Source organism: Nocardiopsis oceani, from assembly GCF_054777395.1.
Genome location: NZ_BAAHAR010000018.1, coordinates 116311 through 132057 on the forward strand (window position 1 = coordinate 116311; position 15747 = coordinate 132057).

Sequence of the window (15747 nt, forward strand, 5' to 3'; positions counted from 1 at the left end):
CCACCACGGGTAAGAGAACTTTGGAGGATGACGTGCGTATCGACCTCAACTCCGACCTCGGCGAGAGCTTCGGCCGCTGGGAACTCGGGGACGATCAGGCCCTGCTCTCCACCGTGACCAGCGCCAACGTCGCCTGCGGCTTCCACGCGGGCGACCCTTCGGTGCTGCGCCGCACCACCGCGGAGGCCGCCGCGCGCGGGGTTGCCGTCGGCGGCCACGTGGCCTACCGCGACCTCGCCGGCTTCGGCCGCCGTTTCGTCGACGTCCCGCCCGCCGAACTCACCGACGAGGTCCTCTACCAGCTCGGCGCGCTGTCCGCCTTCACCGCGCTGGCCGACGACCGCGTCCGCTACGTCAAACCGCACGGCGCCCTGTACAACGCGATCGTCCACCACGACGAGCAGGCCGCCGCGGTCGTCGAGGCGGTCCGCGCCTTCGACCCGGACCTGCCGGTCCTCGGCCTGCCCGGATCGCGCTTCCTGGACCGGGCCGAGAAGGCGGGCCTGCGCACCTACCGGGAGGCCTTCGCCGACCGCGCCTACACGCCCCAGGGCACCCTCGTCCCGCGCCGGGAACCCGGCTCCGTGCTGCACGACCCCGAAGCCATCGCCGCGCGCTGCCTGCGCATCGCCCACGGCGAGCCCATCGAGGCCATCGACGGCACCGAGATCGTCGTCGAGGCCGACTCCCTGTGCGTGCACGGCGACAGCCCCGGTGCGGTGGGCATCGCCCGCGCCGTGGCGGACCGGCTGCGCACCGAGGGCGTCACCATCGCCCCGTTCACCACGGCCCCCTCCGTCCTGCCCTGAGGCCCTGTATGTCGCTGAGACCCTGAACGCCCCTGAAACCCTGAACGCCCCTGAAACCCTGAACGCCCCTGAAACCCTGTCCGTCCCTGAGAGCCTGACCGTCCCTAACCTGACCGTCCCCGAGAGACCACCGCCGTCCTGATTTGGAGCCGTCCGTGCGCGTCCTGAAGTGCGCAGACACCGGGGTTCTGGTGGAGGTCGCCGACCTCGCCCAGGTCATCGCCCTGGGCACCGCCCTCGAGGCGCGACCCCTGCCCGGCGTCACCGACGTCGTCCCGGCCGCACGCACCGTCCTGCTGCGGCTCGAGCCCGGAACCGACCCGGCGGGGGTCGCCGCCGCCGTCACCGGACTCCCGCTGACCGCCGAGTCCGGTCAGGCGGCGGGGGAGACGGTCACCATCCCCGTGCACTACGACGGGGAGGACCTCGACGACATCGCCGCACTCACCGGCCTGAGCCCGAGCGAGGTCGTGCGCGCACACACGTCGGCCACCTGGACGGTCGCGTTCTGCGGGTTCGCTCCCGGCTTCGGCTACATGGTCTGCGACGACCCCCGCCTGCACGTGCCCCGCCGCGGCGAGGCCCGCACCCGGGTACCCAAGGGATCCGTGGCGCTCGCCGGCGAGTTCACCGGGGTCTACCCGCGCAGTTCGCCCGGCGGGTGGCAGCTGCTCGGCCGCACCGACGCCGTCACCTGGGACCTGGAGCGCGACCCGCCCGGCATCCTGCGCCCGGGGGTCCGCGTGCGCTTCGAGGAGGTCGCGTGAACGACGAGACCAAGAGCGCCCTGGAGATCGTGGCGACCGGGCCGATGACCACGGTGCAGGACGCGGGCCGCTTCGGACACTCCGCCCTGGGGGTGGGCCGCTCCGGCGCCGCCGACGCCCACTCCTACGCGCTCGCCAACCGGCTCCTCGCCAACCCGCCGGGGGCCGCCGCACTGGAGGCCACGCTCGGCGGGCTCCGGGTCCGGGCACGCGGCCCGGTCACGGTCGCGGTGACCGGCGCCGAGGCACCGGTCCGGGTGGACGGGCGCGGCGCGTCCGCCAACGAGGTCCTGCACCTGCCCGACGGCGCCGAACTCTCCCTGGGCGTCCCCGCCCGCGGACTGCGCTCCTACCTGGCCGTACGCGGGGGAGTGGCGGTGCCTCCCGTGCTGGGCTCGCGCAGCACCGACGTGCTCGCCGGGCTCGGACCCGACATCCCCGGCCCGGGCGACCTGCTGCCGGTCGGTCCGCCGCCCGAGGCGTTCCCGCACCTGGACCACGCCCCCGCGCGGCCGGTGGGCGGCGACGAGGTGGCGCTGCGGGTGGAGCTCGGCCCGCGCGAGGACTGGTTCACCGACGAGGCGATCGCCGCCCTGCTCTCCGGCGCCTACGAGGTGACCTCCCGCAGCGACCGAGTGGGCGCCCGGCTGGCCGGACCGGCCCTGGACCGCGCCCGCGACGGCGAGCTCCCCAGCGAGGGCATGGTCGCCGGGTCGCTCCAGGTCCCGCCGGGCGGCGAACCCGTCCTGTTCCTGGCCGACCACCCGGTGACCGGCGGCTACCCGGTGATCGCGGTGGTGCGCTCCGCCGACCTGCCCAAGGCGGCCCAGGCCCGCCCGGGGACCCGCATCCGTTTCGTGCCGTGAGGCGCGCTGTGAGGCGTGCCGTGAGTGAAGGAACCTGGTGACTGGAGGAACCCGATGACCGGAGAAGCCCCGATGCACCCCGAGGACCCCGCCGGACTCACACCCCACGAGGCCCGCGCGCTGTTCCGCGCCGGACTGCGCGTGCCCACCTCCGGGTACAGCGCCGGGTACGCACAGGCCAACCTGATCGCGCTTCCGCACGACCTCGCGTTCGACTTCCTGCTGTTCGCCCAGCGCAACCCCAAGGCCTGCCCGGTGCTGGACGTGACCGAGCCGGGTGAGGTGTCCGCGCCCGTCTTCGACGGCGACCTGCGCACGGACCTGCCCGCCTACCGGGTGTACCGGGACGGGGAGTTCACCGAGGAGCGCGCGGACGTCACCGACCTGTGGCGGGACGACCTGGTGGGCTTCCTCATCGGGTGCAGCTTCACCTTCGAGGCCCCGCTGCTGGAGGCGGGCGTACCGGTCCGCCACATCGAGGCGGGGACGAACGCCGCGATGTACGAGACCAACCGGGCCTGCCGCCCGGCCGGGCGGTTCTCCGGCCCGCTCGTGGTGTCCATGCGCCCGGTCCCCGCCGACCGGGTCGCCGACGCCGTCCGCGTCACGTCCCGCTACCCGGCGGTCCACGGGGCACCGGTCCACGTGGGCGACCCGGCGGCGCTGGGCGTCAAGGACCTGGACCGGCCCGACTACGGCGACCCGGTGGAGGTCCGCGACGGCGAGGTCCCGGTGTTCTGGGCCTGCGGTGTCACCCCGCAGGCCGCGGTAATGGCCTCCGCCCCCGCCTTCGCCATCGGCCACGCCCCGGGCCACATGGCCGTCACCGACGCCCGGGACTCCCAGTACCAGGTCCCTTAGCGCGTGTCGACCAAGGGTTGAGCTCCCCTGCTTTCGGGGTGTGACGCTGTCCCCGTGGGTGCGGGTGGCTGCCCATGGCAGGCCGGGCGGAAAGTGATCACCGGCCTGGGTTTCCGCGCGGAAAAAGGGGAAACCCGCACCCGCGTAGACCCCTCGCACCTGCGTAGACAGAGGCACATCCTTGGGGCAGGAGAACCCAACACCCTCCCTGTCAGCAGGGCTAGCAGGCTCTCAAGGCGTGTCCGGTGGCCGCTTCCCGTCCGGGAAGGACAGGTGGGAACGGTTCCGGCCGCCCCGGAGGCGGGCGCCCGGCCTGTCCCGGGGCACCTCGGGCTGCTCGGCCTCCGGTTCCGGTCCCTCGGACCGCTCCTCCTGCTCCTCGTCCCGCACTTCCGAGCGGCGGGCCCGGCCGGACCCGCCCCCACCGGTCGCGGCGACCACCGCGACCACCGCCAGAAGGGCGAGGACGGAGACCGGGGCGTTGCGTGCGGGGACCTTCGGTCCCCGCCGGGCTGACAGGCGCATGCGACCGCTCCAGGGCTCTCGGCTGGCCCTCAGCTTAGGCAGCCGTCCCGCATCTCCAACACCTGCTTGGCCGCACCGAGGTACTCGGTGTCGTGGGTAACCATCAGTGTCGCCACGTCGAACGTCCTCGTCGCCTCGCTCAGCAGGTCCACGATCTGTGCGCCCCGGTCGTGGTCCAGCGCCGCCGTCGGTTCGTCCACCAGCAGCGCGCTCGGTCGGCCGGACAGGGCACGGGCGATGTTCACCCGCTGGCGCTCGCCCCCGGAGAGCTGGTGCGGGCGCCGGTGCTCCTTGCCGGACAGCCCCACCGCCGCCAGGGTCTCCAGTGCCGAAGTGCGGGCCTTCCGGAGGGGGCGGGCGCGCATGTGCTCGGTGACCATCAGCTGCTCCACGGCGGTGAGCGAACCGATCAGGTTCGGCTGCTGGAAGACGATGCCCACCTCGGTCAGGCGGAGCTCGGACAGTTCACGGGGCCGGAGGCCCAGCGTGTCCTGTCCGCCGACGCGCAGCGTGCCGGAGTCCGGCCGGATCAGGGTGGCGGCCACCGCCAGCAGGCTGGACTTGCCCGAGCCGGACGGGCCGACCACGGCCGCCAGCTCACCGGGGCCCACCCGGACCGACACCCGGTCCAGGGCCTTCACCACCCCGTCGCCGTCGGGGTAGGTGAGGGTCGCGTTGTGCAGTTCCAGGCTCATCGGACGCCTCCCAGGGCGGTCAGCGGGTCAACGGAGGTGATGCGGCGTACGGCCAGGACCGCGCCGAGCATGCCCAGCACGACCATGGCGGCGACCGGGCCGAGCGTGGTGGCCGCGGTCAGGGAGAACGGCAGGACGGACCCGGCGAGGGCGCCCAGCCCCACTCCCGCGGCGCCGCCGACCGCGGTGCCGACGAGCATCACGATCAGGGCCTGGGCCAGGGCATCGCGCAGTAGGTAGCGGGTGGAGCCGCCGAGCGCCTTGAGGATCGCGATGTCCCCGCTGCGCTGGATCGTCCACACGGTCAGGAAGGCACCGATGACCAGGGCGGAGATTGCGTACAGGAAGCCCTGCATGGTCATCAGCGATCCGTTCTCCGAGGAGAACGAACTGATCGCCTGGAGGCTGGCGGACAGGGTGGCCGAAACGGTGCCCGCCTCGTCGTCGGCCGCGCCCGCCGCCTCTTCGAGGCTGACCTCCGAGGCGACCACGTTGGCGACCGGTGCGTCATCGCCCTCGGCGTGGCGCACCCGCGGGTCGATGTCCTGCCAGACCCCGATGTCGGTCCACACCGCGGGGGCGTGGCTGTAGTGCTCGGTGGGTGCGACCGCGTCGACCACCATGTCGGTCCCGGCGACGGTGAGGCCGTCGCCCTCGGAGATGCCGAACTCCTCGGCGATCTCCTCGCTCACGACCGCTCCGTCGCCGGTGCCCAGGCCTTCGGGCGCCAACGGGCCGCCGGCCGCCACACCGAACAGCGCGGCCGCGGTGCCGTTGCCGTCGTCCAGCTCCACCCGGCTCTGGGTGATACCGACCGGCTCCGCCCAGTCCACACCTTCGGTGCCGGACCAGGTGTCGAGCTGTTCACGGGTGACGGTGCTGTCCGCGTAGGACTCCTCGGGGGCGCCGTCACCGGACGTCCCGAAGGCGATGTGGGTGGCGGCCAGGTTCCTGACCGCTGAGGTGGACTGGTCGGCCAGCCCCGCTGTGAGCCCCGACAACAGGACGATCAGCAGGGTGATCAGGGCGACGACCGAGCCCATCAGCGCGAACCGCCCCTTGGCGAAGCGGATGTCACGAAGGGCGACGAACACGGCGGCCCTCCTTCCGGGAGAGGGAATGCTTCAGTGCTTCCAGCCTCGCCAGATCCAAGATCATCGGCATCGGGCGAACGGAGCCTTCCCGAGAGGGCCGGGGTGGAGAAAGGACTCAACCGAACGATGGATGTACCGGCGGCCATCCCCGTCGTACGCTGCACTGATGCGGTACAGCGGAGGGTGGGCGCCCGAACTGCCCGGGGTGACGACGGTGCTCCAGGTGCTCAGGCTGCTCCTGCACGCCTCCTTCCTCTTCCTGCTCGTGGTCGGCACCGCCCGGTACATGGCCACCCCGCCCGGCACGGACACCGCCCACCCGCACTGGGTGTACTGGACGGTCGTGTGCGTGGCGGTCCTGCTCGGGGCGGTGTACTGCGCGGGGGCCATGGCCGCCCGGCACGACGTGCACCGCACCCGCTCCCTGGTGTGGCTCGCGGCCGTCACCCTGCTGTGGGCCCTGCTGGCCTGGGCGGGTCCGGACTTCGTGTGGCTGGCCTTCCCGCTGTTCTTCCTCCACCTGCACCTGTTGCGCGGCATCCACTCGGTGTTGGCGGTCGTGGTCATCACCGCCTCGGTGGTCCTCGGCCAGGTGCTGCACAGCGGGGACCTCACCGCCGGGATGGTCCTCGGCCCGGTCCTCGGCGCGGTGACCGCGGTGGCGATCGCCGCCGGGTACATGGCCCTGCACCGGGAGAGCGAGCGGCGCCGGGAACTCATCGACACCCTCACCCGCACCCGCGACGAACTCGCCGCGTCCCAGCGCCGCACGGGTGTCCTCGACGAACGCGAGCGCCTGGCACGGGAGATCCACGACACCCTCGCCCAGGGCCTGTCCAGCATCGTCCTCCTGCTGCGCTCCGCCGAGAGCGCCCTCCCGGACGACCCCGACCGCGCCGCCCTCCGCATCGGCGAGGCCAGGGAGAGCGCCTCCACGAACCTCGCGGAGGCCCGAAGGTTCGTACGGGACCTCGCCCCGCCGTCGCTCACCGGGGCCAACCTCCCCGAGGCCTTGGAAAGGCTGTGCGAACGCGTGGGGCGCACCGAGGGGATCGACTGCCGGTTCCGGACCGACGGGACCCCCGCCGAACTCCCCGCCGGATACGAGGTCGCGCTCCTGCGCGCCGCCCAGGCGAGCCTGGCCAACGTGGCCGCGCACGCGTGGGCGGGCACCGCCGTGGTCACGCTCGGCTACCTGGGGGAGGAGGTCACCCTGGACGTGTACGACGACGGGCAGGGCTTCGCGCCCGAGGAAGTCCAACCGCGCCAGGACGGCTCCGGGTACGGGATCGCCTCGCTGCGCGAACGCGCGGCCGCGCTGGGCGGGGAGCTCGAAGTGGAGTCCGCCCCGGGAGAGGGCACCGCCGTGGCCGTCCGGCTGCCCCTGACCCTGGAGACGACCCGCTTGGAGGAAGGCCCGTGACCGACCGGCCCCTGCGCATCCTGCTCGTGGACGACCACCCGGTCGTGCGCCACGGCCTCAAGGCGATGTTCGCCGAACGCCCCGACATGGACGTGGTGGCCGAAGCGGCCGACGGCCAGGAGGCCCTGGACGGACTCCGGGCCGGGACGGGCGTCGACATCGTGCTCATGGACCTGCGCATGGGCGCGGGCATGGACGGCGTCACCGCGATCCGGCGGGTCACCGAACTCGAGGGCCCGCCGCCCGTCCTCGTGCTCACCACCTACGACACCGACGCCGACATCCTCGCGGCGGTCGAGGCGGGCGCCACCGGCTACATGCTCAAGGACGCACCCCCGGACCAGCTGTGCGACGCCGTGCACGCGGCGGCCCGCGGCCAGACCGCTCTCGCCCCCGACGTCGCCAACCGGCTCATGGACCGGCTGCGCTCACCGCGGCCCGCCCTGAGCGGCCGGGAGCTGGAGATCCTCCGGCTGTTGGCCAAGGGGATGTCCAACCGGGCGATCTCCCGCGAGCTGTTCATCAGTGAAGCGACGGTGAAAACGCACCTGGTCCACGTTTTCGACAAGCTCGACGTGGACAACCGCACCGCGGCCATCACCACGGCCCTGCAGAGGGGCATCATCCGCGTGGACTGAGCGGACCGGGTGGTTCGGCCGTCCCTCTGGACCGGGCTCCGGGCCATCCGTGCGGACCGGGCTCCGAGGACGGTTCGGGGCGCAGGCCGAGCCGGCCCAGTTCCAGTTCGGCCAGTTCGGCGACCACTTCCCGCTCGCCCGTGTGCCAGGCCCCGGCGGGGTCGTCGTGCACCGCCATGAGCCGGGTGGAGGGGGCCGAGGACAGGGCGCGGAGAGCGAGGAGGCGGGCACGGGCCTCGGGGGTCAGCCCGCTGAGCCGTTTGGTGTCGGTGGCGCGTCGGATCCACCGCATCCGCATGGGCAGCCAGGTCCCCGCGAGCAGGAAGAGCGGCAGGAGCGCCACCAGCATCGGAAGCGTGAACGCCAGCGTTCCCACGGACTCCTGGAAGGAGTCGCCCGCCGCGCTGAGGGACTCGCCGGTCTCGCCGAGGCCGCTGAAGGGCGTGGCGAGGGCCTCTCCGGCGAGGGGGACCTGCTCGACGTTCTCGGCGGCGGTGTTCATGTGTTCGGTGACCCCGTCGCCGGTGCTGGTCATCAGCTCGCCGGGGCGGTTGAGGGCCATCAGGACCTCGCGCAGCGACAGGGCGGCCGCGACCCAGAGGAAGGCCCAGGTGAGCGCGAAGAGGTCGGAGACGAGCTGGAGGCAGGCGCGGGCGGGGGTGTCGGCGTACAGCTTCACAGTCGGACTCCCGGGGGGTGGGTGGGGCGGCTGGGGGGCGAAGTCCTCGTTCCGTGCGTTACCCGTTACCCCCGCCGGTACGCCCGGGGTAGCCCGTACGACCCGGGTATGCCGTGCCCCACCCGAAGTTGGTGCCGCGTCCCCGTGCCCGCCGCACCGCTGCTTGGAACCCTTGTCGGGAAGCCCGGCCGGACCGGGAACCGAACAGTGGGTGAGGGTGGTGAAGGTCCTGATGCGGTCAGCGACCCTGTCGGGTGTGAGCCGGACGTACGGGGAGGGCGAGGTGGCCGTCTCGGCGCTCAGCGATGTGAGCTGGTCGTTCGAGCCGGGCACCTTCACGGCCGTCATGGGGCCATCGGGCTCCGGGAAGACCACGATGCTCAAGTGCGCCGCCGGTCTGGTGCAGCCGAGCGCGGGGACGGTCCACCTGGGGGACACCAGGCTGGACGACCTTCCGGAACGGGAGCTCGCGGTCGTCCGCCGCGAACGGGTGGGGTTCGTGTTCCAGGAGTTCAACCTGATACCGGCCCTGACCGCGCGGGAGAACATCACCCTGCCGCTGCGGCTCGCCGGACGCGGGGTCGACGAAGACTGGCTGGAGGAGATCACCGAACGCGCGGGGATCGCCGACCGCCTTTCCCACCGGCCCGACGAGCTCTCCGGCGGCCAACAGCAGCGGGTGGCCCTCTGCCGGGCCCTGGTCAACCGGCCCAGACTGCTCTGCGGTGACGAGCCGACCGGCGCACTGGACAGCGAGTCGAGCCGCCAGGTGATGAACCTCCTCAGGGAGGCGGTGGACGGGTTCGGCCAGACCCTGGTGCTGGTCACCCACGACCCCTTGGCGGCGGGCTACGCGGACCGGGTCCTGTTCCTCGTGGACGGGCGGCTCGCCGACACGATGGAGGCCCCCACCTCCCAGAAGGTGGCCGAGCGGATGACCTCCCTGGGAGGTGCCCGGTGACCGGTATCGCGTGGCGCATCCTGTGGCGGCAGCCCGGAACCCTGATCGGCGCGCTGGTGATGACCACCGCGGGTGCGGTGCTGCTGACCGCCTTCATGGTTCTCCAGGAGTCGGTCGCCCAGACACGGGCCCCGGTGGAACGCTTCGCCGGCGCCGAGGTGGTGGTGGCCGGAGAGGACGGCCTGCTCACCGAGGAGCTGGTTGAGGGCCTGGAACGGCTGCCCGGGGTCGCCGAGGCGGTCCCCGAACTCTCCTTCACCGCCCTGGCCCTGGACGCTGACGGGGCGCCCGCGGTGGACCAGGAGGAGACCCCGCAGCTGGGGCACTCGTGGTCCAGCGCGCGCCTCACCCCGATGACGGTCGAGGAGGGGGCGCCGCCCGCGGCCGACCACGAGATCGTGGTGGACGGGACGCTGGCCGAGGCCGTCGACGCCGAGGTCGGATCCGAGATCGCGGTCGAGGTCGCGGGTACCGCCCAGACCTACGAGCTCGTCGGCCTGGCGGGCCCCGGCGGGGGCGAAGCGGCAGGCACCGGCGGGGGTGGGGCGCTGGAACACCAGCACGCCGTCTTCTTCCACCCGGGCGAGGCCGAGCGCCTGGCGGACCGGGGCGGGGGACGCTCCGACGGCGCCGGTCTCTTCCTCGACCGCGGTGCCGACACGGACGGGACCGCCGCCCTGGCGCACGAGCACGTGGCCGAAGGGCTGGCCGGAGACGCCCCCGCGCCCGGAGACACCGAGTCGTTCCAGGTCGCGTCCGGTGCCGACCGGGGAGAGCTCGAGGGGACCTGGCCGGACCACAGCGCCACGGCGGCGGCACTCACGCTGCTGGTGTGGATCGTGGCGTTCATGGCCGTCGCCGTGATCGGCGGTGCGCTCGTCACGTCCGTGCGCCGCAGGGCCGGGCAGTTCGCCCTGCTGCGCGCGATCGGGGCCACCCCCCGCCAGACACGGCTCCTCTGCCAAGCGGAGGCAGCGCTGATCTCGCTGGTCGCGGCGGTGTTGGGGAGCGTGCTGGGGGTGCTCCTCGGCTGGGTCCTGGTGGGCGTGTTCCGTGAGCTGGGTGTGGTCAGCTCCGTCCTGACGGTCGGCTTCGGCGCCGCGCCGCTGCTCACCTCGGCGGCGCTCCTCATCGTGGTGGCCCAGGTCGCCGCGTGGCTGTCCGCGCGGTCGGCGCTGCGCATCCGTCCGGGCGAGGCGCTGGGCGGGGAGGCGGAGCGGGCCGGCCGCCGCTCCCGGGTGTGGCCGCGGGTGGCGTGCGGTGTCCTCCTGCTGGCCGCGGCCGGTGTCCTCCAGGCGCGGGGCATCGCCGGGCAGCTGCCGACGGCCCTGTACAGCAGTTACGGCATGATCGCCAGCGGACTGGTGATGGTCGGCATCGGGCTGCTGGGGTCCTGGATCATCCACGCCGTGTCCGCCCTGCTCCGACGCCCCGTGGCGGCCGTGTCCGGGGTCGGGGGCTACCTCGCCGCGACCAACGTCCGCTTCCACCACCGCCGCTACGCCGGGGTGGCCGCCCCGCTCGCGGTGGGCGTCGCCATCTCCGGCTGGGCGCTGAGCGGCCTGCCCCTGTTCGCGCTCACCAACGCGGACGAGACCGCGGACCGTTTCGACGCCGAGTACGTCCTGAAGACCCCGATCGTCCGCGAGGCCCACACCGGACTGTCCGAGGACGTGCGGGAGCGGGTGTCCGAGGTCAGCGGGGTGGACGCCACTGCCGGGCTGCGGGACACGTGGGTGCACGCCCAACCCGCAGGTTCCGAAGGGCCCGCCGACCCCGGTGACGCGACCCGGGGAACGGTGGTCAGCGGGGCCGCAAGCCAGGTGCTGGACCTCGGCAGTGTCCGAGGTGACCTGACCCGGGTCGACAGCGGCGACGGGGTGGCGCTCGGGGCCGCCTACGCCGACCTGCGCGGCCTGGACGTCGGCGACGACGCGGAGATCCGGGTCTCCGGGGCCTCCCAGCTCACCGAGGTCGAGGTCGCGGCCGTCTTCGAACACGACCAAGGAGGCCAGAACGGCCTGGTCATTGCAGAGACCGCGCTGGGGAACGGCAGCGGCAGCGGCTGGCACGAATTCGTCCTCGTGTCCGGGAACGGCGACGTGTCCGGGAACGGTGGGACGCCCGGGAACGGTGGGGACACGGCGGGCGACATCGACCGCGAAGCCGTGGCACACGAGGTCTCGACGGCCGGAACGGTCACCGTGGAGGACCGGACCGAGTTCCGCCAGACCTATGTCGCCGAACGCGAGGGGGCGATCGACAACCTCGGCACCGTCGCCACCGTGCTGGTCGGAGTATTCCTGGTGGTGGCCGCGGTCAACGCGCTCGCCCTGTCGGCTTCGGACCGCCGGTCGGAGCTGGGGTCGATGCGCCGGCTGAGCATGACCCCCGTGCAGATCAACGGGGTGGTCGGCTGGGAAATGGTGCTGACCGTGGTGCCGGCCTGGCTGTTGGGCGTCGCCGCGACCGCGTGGATGGCGCTGGCCATGGCCGGCGGCGACGTGGGAGCGGCGCTCTGGGCCTTCCCCTGGGCGGTGCTGTCGCTGCTCGGTGCCTTCAGTCTGCTGATCGCAGTGTGGGGTGCGCTCACCGCGGCCAGGGGCGTGCTGCGTTCCGTGTCGGCCTGACGGACGTACCGCCCGCCAAGAGCGCCGGGTAGTCACGGAGTTCGACGGCGTCGGCGAAGTCGTCGGTGGACCGCATGAGGGCGTCGCGCAACGGGCGGAACCGGAACAGGGCGTTGCGCGCGCGGATGCCCGCGCGGGTGCGCGGCGCGAGGAAGCGTCCGGCGTTGCCCTTCCGGGCGACCCGGGCGTAGCCGTGCATGACGCGGTCGTAGGCGCGGTAGGCGGCCCGGTGGTCCCCATCGGCGGCGAGCAGCTCCCCGGCCAGCACGTAGGCGCCGACGACAGACAGGCCGCTGCCGAAACCGCCCAGCGTGTTGCCGTAACCGGCATCGCCGACCAGGGCGACGCGGCCCCGGGTGAAGGAGTCCAGCTCGACGCGGGAGAGCATGTCCAGGTGGAGGTGCTGTGAGCCGGGCAGGTCCGCGAGCAGCCGGGGGACCTCCCAGCCCGCTCCCGCGTAGGCCTCGGCCAGGAACCGCTTCTGTGCGTCCGGGTCCTCGTGCCGGTCGCGGGGCCGCTCGGAGGCGAACACGAAGAAGGCGGGTGCGTCGCCGCCGGCGGACACCATGCGGCCGGGTTCGTTGTACATCAGCCCGGGGCCGGTGGCGGCGGGCGTTCCGGGGAGGGCGGGCAGGTGCGGGAGGTCGGCGAGCGCGTAGTGGTAGCCGAGGAAGCGCACGTGCTCCTCCTCGGGCCCGAAGGCCAGGCGGCGCACGTTCGAGTGGATGCCGTCCGCACCGATCACGAGGTCGAAGGTCCGCTCCTGCGCGCGCTCGAAGGCGACCCGCACGCCGTCGTCGCCGTCCCGCAGCACCGTAACGGAGTCGTCGAACAGGTACTCGCAGCCGGTCCCCACCGACTCGTGGAGGACCTCGGCCAGCTCGCCGCGGCCGACCTCGAGGTCCCCGCCGGTGAACTCACCGGGCAGGGTGGCGATGGGACGGCCCTTGCCGGTCACGAAGACGACATCGGAGCCGCCGGTCGCCACGGCGCGCAGCCGTTCGAGGACCCCCATGCGGTAGAGGACGTCGAGCTGTCGGAACCCCTTGAAGTCCACGTTCTGGCCGCCGGGGCGCACGGCGGGAGAGCGCTCCACAACGGTGACGGCGCATCCGTACCTGGTGAGCCAGTGGGCGGTGGCGGCCCCGGCAATGCTCGCCCCCGAGACCAGGACCCGGGTCCCCTCGATGCTAGGCATGGTGGCACCTTAATCTGTGTCTTATGGATACTGTTTCTGATGGACACAATTAGTATCTGGTAGACACGGTTTTGGCAAGGGTGGGTCTGAGCAGTGACGGAGGGGCGTCGGATGGCTGAGCGCGCAGAGGTGGACCGGCACGAACGCACCGCCGCACTGCTGTGGGGCCCGCCCCGCGTGCCGAGCCGGGGCCCGCGCCCCAAGCTGTCCCAGGACCGCATCGTCGGCGCCGCCGTCGCCCTCGCCGACGCCGAGGGGATCGAGGCGGTGTCGATGCAGCGGGTGGCCTCGGAACTCGGTTACACGAAGATGTCGCTGTACCGGTACGTGTCGCGCCGCGACGAACTCCTCGCCCTCATGACCGATGCCGCGCACGGGCCCGCCCCCGGGGTCGGCGGCCCGGAACTCGGCTGGCGGGAGCGCCTGCGGGCCTGGGGGAGGGCCCTGTGGCCGGTACTGCGCGAGCACCCCTGGCTGCTGCGGACCGCGGTCGGGGTACGGGTGATGGGCCCCAACGAGCTGGCTTGGACGGAATCGGCGCTGAGAGCGCTGTCCGGGTCCGGACTCGGCGGCGCGGAACGGCTGGACGCCGTGGCGCTCGTCGCCGGGCACGTGCGGGGGATCGCGCAGCAGGCCCTGCCCACCGAGCCCGGCCCGCAGGGCCCGCAGGAAGGGGAAGGTGCGGAAGAGGCGATCCTGAGGGCCATGGCGCCGGTCCTGGCCCAGCACGGCGAGCGGTACCCCGAGACCGCCGCCGCCTTTTCCGGCGGTGAGGGGCGCGACTCAGCACTGGAGTTCGGCCTGGAGTGCATCCTCGACGGCCTCGAACGCCGCATCGGTCAGGATTCAGGCCGCTAAGCAGACCGTCGGTCCGGAAGAACCGCTGGACCGGCCGCCACGCCAACCGGATCCCAGTCCGAGCGCCGCGGCCAGCACCACGAACACACTCTGCAACTTCTCTGGCGGGGGCACGCGGCGGCTTGCTGGGTGGGGCGGGCTGGGCTTGGGGAGGGGCATGGGTGTGGGGAGGGTTGAGTGGGGCGGGCGATAGACGGCGAGGCCCACGCTATCCGACTCAGGTAAAAGCGAAGGCCCCGGTCAGTGCTCATCCGTAGTTCTCCCGCAGACACCTTTAGCGGGCCTTCGAACTTAACGTGTCTTCGAAGTTAATGAGGGTGGGGGTGTCCTTTGGCTTGGGGTTGTCTTCTGGGTTGGGGTGTCCTCCTTTCCCGCCGCCCGATTGTGGCCGTCTCCGCTACGCGCGTCAAGGTCGTCGCCATCGAGCGCTTCGCGCGTCAACGGCGCTCCACCTTGACCCGCTCCGCTGCGACGGCGGGTTGGCGGCTATCGGGAAAGCGGGACGGGTGGTCGAGGTCCGAGCCATTCCGGGCTTCGCCCGAAAAACTGATTCTGTCGGCCTGACGGCCGATACCTGCCCCTGCGCCGGAGCTTTGACGCCTGGCGGTGTCGCGGCTGGTCATTCGCCCCTGCGAACCCCGAACAGCGCGGCCTGGCGGCCGGTGAGCCCCTGCGCCGGAGCGTACCGGTTGCGGGTGTCGCGGCCGGTCAATGCGCCCAGCGAAAACCCCGATGATCTTGCCCCTGTCTCCACCCTCGGCCGCCGAGAGTGGAGACAGGAGCAAGATCATTCCCATTCGGGCCCGCATTTGTCCGCTTTGCCCAAGAATGCGGGCAGGGGAGGCAGGGTCCCTTTCCTGGAAGGCTCCTTTCCGGGGGAGAAAAGGCGGGCTAGGGTGTCCGGGTAAGTGTTTCATCACCCCTAGGATAGGTCCTTTCTGGGCCTTTCTTGATATCCTTAGGGTATGACTTCTTCTTTCGGGCAGTGCGGGAACACGGCGGGCAATACGCCCGCTGTGGACGCCATGCGTGCTGCCCGGGGAAAGATCGCCTCGGAAATGGCCGAGGTTCCCCCGGCGGGTGCGGCCGGCGAGGTCCTGGACGTGATCTCGCAGGTGTTCGAGGACTTCGACCGGGCCCAGCTTGCGATGCTGCTGCGCCTGGCCCAGCTGGAAGCAGCCGGCACCCTGTTGGAGGCGGGCGGGCAGCGGTCGGTGCAGAACTGGCTGATCCACTCGGTGGGGATGGCCCCGGGTGAGGCCAACGGGCGCGCCGAGCTGGCCCGGCGCCTGTTCGCCCAGGAGCTGCCCGCCACCCGCGAAGGCCTGGACTCCGGGCTGTTGTCGATCGGGGAGGCGGTGGCGGTGTGCCGGACCGCTGACAGGGCGGTGGAGGCGCGCAACACCAAGGACTGCCCGGACGCTGGTAGGTTCCGGCGGATCATCGAGGCCGGGATCCTGGCCGCCAAGGCCAAGGAGCCGGCGATGTCGGTGACCGACATCAACCGGCTGGGCAAGGAACTGCTGGCCCGGCACAACCCGGCGGTGTTGGAGGAGGAGCACCAGGCCGCCTTCGAAGCCAGGGGTGCACGCCTGCTGCGCACCTTCGATGGCACCCACCTGTTCGAGGCCTGGGGCACGGCCGTGGACGCTGAGATCTTGAAGTGTGTGCTGAAGGCGTACATGCCGCCCTTCGATGAGGACCGGTTGCACGTGTCGGCTTCGGAGCGGATGTATGACGCGT

The 15747-nt window shown here is 72.4% G+C and carries 14 protein-coding genes and 1 pseudogene; 10 read left to right on the plus strand and 5 right to left on the minus strand.

From position 1 onward, the window contains the following. Nucleotides 1–32 precede the first annotated feature (32 nt). The 4 genes from ACYVDG_RS12635 to ACYVDG_RS12650 all read left to right on the plus strand — a co-directional run bounded on the left by ACYVDG_RS12635 (nucleotide 33) and on the right by ACYVDG_RS12650 (nucleotide 3303). Nucleotides 33–809: a LamB/YcsF family protein gene (locus ACYVDG_RS12635; protein ID WP_460750203.1), complete on the plus strand. Its 777-nt coding sequence runs from the start codon at nucleotides 33–35 to the stop codon at nucleotides 807–809. 155 nt (nucleotides 810–964) lie between these two features. After that, on the plus strand, nucleotides 965–1576 hold the full coding sequence (locus ACYVDG_RS12640; protein WP_460750206.1) for a 5-oxoprolinase subunit B family protein: 612 nt from the start codon (nucleotides 965–967) through the stop codon (nucleotides 1574–1576). Continuing rightward, entirely contained in the window at nucleotides 1573–2442 is an 870-nt protein-coding gene (locus ACYVDG_RS12645; RefSeq protein WP_460750209.1) for a 5-oxoprolinase subunit C family protein, read from the plus strand. The genes ACYVDG_RS12640 and ACYVDG_RS12645 overlap by 4 nt, the downstream gene beginning before the upstream one ends. A gap of 54 nt (nucleotides 2443–2496) precedes the next feature. After that, nucleotides 2497–3303: a putative hydro-lyase gene (locus tag ACYVDG_RS12650; protein ID WP_460750212.1), complete on the plus strand. Its 807-nt coding sequence runs from the start codon at nucleotides 2497–2499 to the stop codon at nucleotides 3301–3303. A 231-nt stretch (nucleotides 3304–3534) separates the two neighbouring features. Here the strand turns inward: ACYVDG_RS12650 and ACYVDG_RS12655 are convergent, their stop codons facing one another. Genes ACYVDG_RS12655 through ACYVDG_RS12665 form a run of 3 tightly spaced genes read right to left on the minus strand, consistent with a single transcriptional unit; the run spans nucleotide 3535 to nucleotide 5617 of the window. Beyond that, nucleotides 3535–3828 (minus strand): hypothetical protein, encoded by a 294-nt coding sequence (locus ACYVDG_RS12655; RefSeq protein ID WP_460750216.1) that lies wholly within the window; start codon nucleotides 3826–3828, stop codon nucleotides 3535–3537. 29 nt (nucleotides 3829–3857) lie between these two features. After that, the gene (locus ACYVDG_RS12660) at nucleotides 3858–4523 is read right to left on the minus strand and encodes an ABC transporter ATP-binding protein (protein ID WP_460750221.1); all 666 of its coding nucleotides are present in this window, start codon (nucleotides 4521–4523) and stop codon (nucleotides 3858–3860) included. Further along, entirely contained in the window at nucleotides 4520–5617 is a 1098-nt protein-coding gene (locus tag ACYVDG_RS12665) for an ABC transporter permease (RefSeq protein ID WP_460750224.1), read from the minus strand. Before ACYVDG_RS12665 ends, ACYVDG_RS12660 begins: the two co-directional genes overlap by 4 nt. A 166-nt stretch (nucleotides 5618–5783) precedes the next feature. On the opposite strand from ACYVDG_RS12665, the gene ACYVDG_RS12670 reads away from it, so the two are divergent. After that, nucleotides 5784–7040: a sensor histidine kinase gene (locus tag ACYVDG_RS12670; protein ID WP_460750227.1), complete on the plus strand. Its 1257-nt coding sequence runs from the start codon at nucleotides 5784–5786 to the stop codon at nucleotides 7038–7040. Continuing rightward, nucleotides 7037–7678, plus strand: coding sequence for a response regulator (locus ACYVDG_RS12675; protein ID WP_460750230.1), 642 nt, complete (start codon nucleotides 7037–7039; stop codon nucleotides 7676–7678). Before ACYVDG_RS12670 ends, ACYVDG_RS12675 begins: the two co-directional genes overlap by 4 nt. Here ACYVDG_RS12675 and ACYVDG_RS12680 read toward each other — a convergent pair. Next, nucleotides 7662–8357 carry a hypothetical protein gene (locus tag ACYVDG_RS12680; protein WP_460750233.1) on the minus strand — a complete coding sequence of 232 codons (696 nt, stop codon included), beginning with the start codon at nucleotides 8355–8357 and terminating at the stop codon, nucleotides 7662–7664. The two genes, ACYVDG_RS12675 and ACYVDG_RS12680, sit on opposite strands and share 17 nt — an antisense overlap. A 232-nt stretch (nucleotides 8358–8589) precedes the next feature. On the opposite strand from ACYVDG_RS12680, the gene ACYVDG_RS12685 reads away from it, so the two are divergent. Together ACYVDG_RS12685 and ACYVDG_RS12690 are read left to right on the plus strand one after the other, a co-directional pair. Further along, nucleotides 8590–9318, plus strand: coding sequence for an ABC transporter ATP-binding protein (locus ACYVDG_RS12685; RefSeq protein ID WP_460750237.1), 729 nt, complete (start codon nucleotides 8590–8592; stop codon nucleotides 9316–9318). After that, nucleotides 9315–11948: an FtsX-like permease family protein gene (locus ACYVDG_RS12690; RefSeq protein WP_460750241.1), complete on the plus strand. Its 2634-nt coding sequence runs from the start codon at nucleotides 9315–9317 to the stop codon at nucleotides 11946–11948. Before ACYVDG_RS12685 ends, ACYVDG_RS12690 begins: the two co-directional genes overlap by 4 nt. Here ACYVDG_RS12690 and ACYVDG_RS12695 read toward each other — a convergent pair. Then, on the minus strand, nucleotides 11908–13146 hold the full coding sequence (locus ACYVDG_RS12695; RefSeq protein ID WP_460750244.1) for an FAD-dependent monooxygenase: 1239 nt from the start codon (nucleotides 13144–13146) through the stop codon (nucleotides 11908–11910). The genes ACYVDG_RS12690 and ACYVDG_RS12695 overlap by 41 nt on opposite strands. A gap of 111 nt (nucleotides 13147–13257) precedes the next feature. Between ACYVDG_RS12695 and ACYVDG_RS12700 the strand changes: the two genes are divergently transcribed. Further along, on the plus strand, nucleotides 13258–14004 hold the full coding sequence (locus ACYVDG_RS12700) for a TetR/AcrR family transcriptional regulator (RefSeq protein ID WP_460750247.1): 747 nt from the start codon (nucleotides 13258–13260) through the stop codon (nucleotides 14002–14004). A 965-nt stretch (nucleotides 14005–14969) separates the two neighbouring features. Then, a pseudogene (locus ACYVDG_RS12705) lies at nucleotides 14970–15747 on the plus strand (HNH endonuclease signature motif containing protein); the annotation flags it as partial.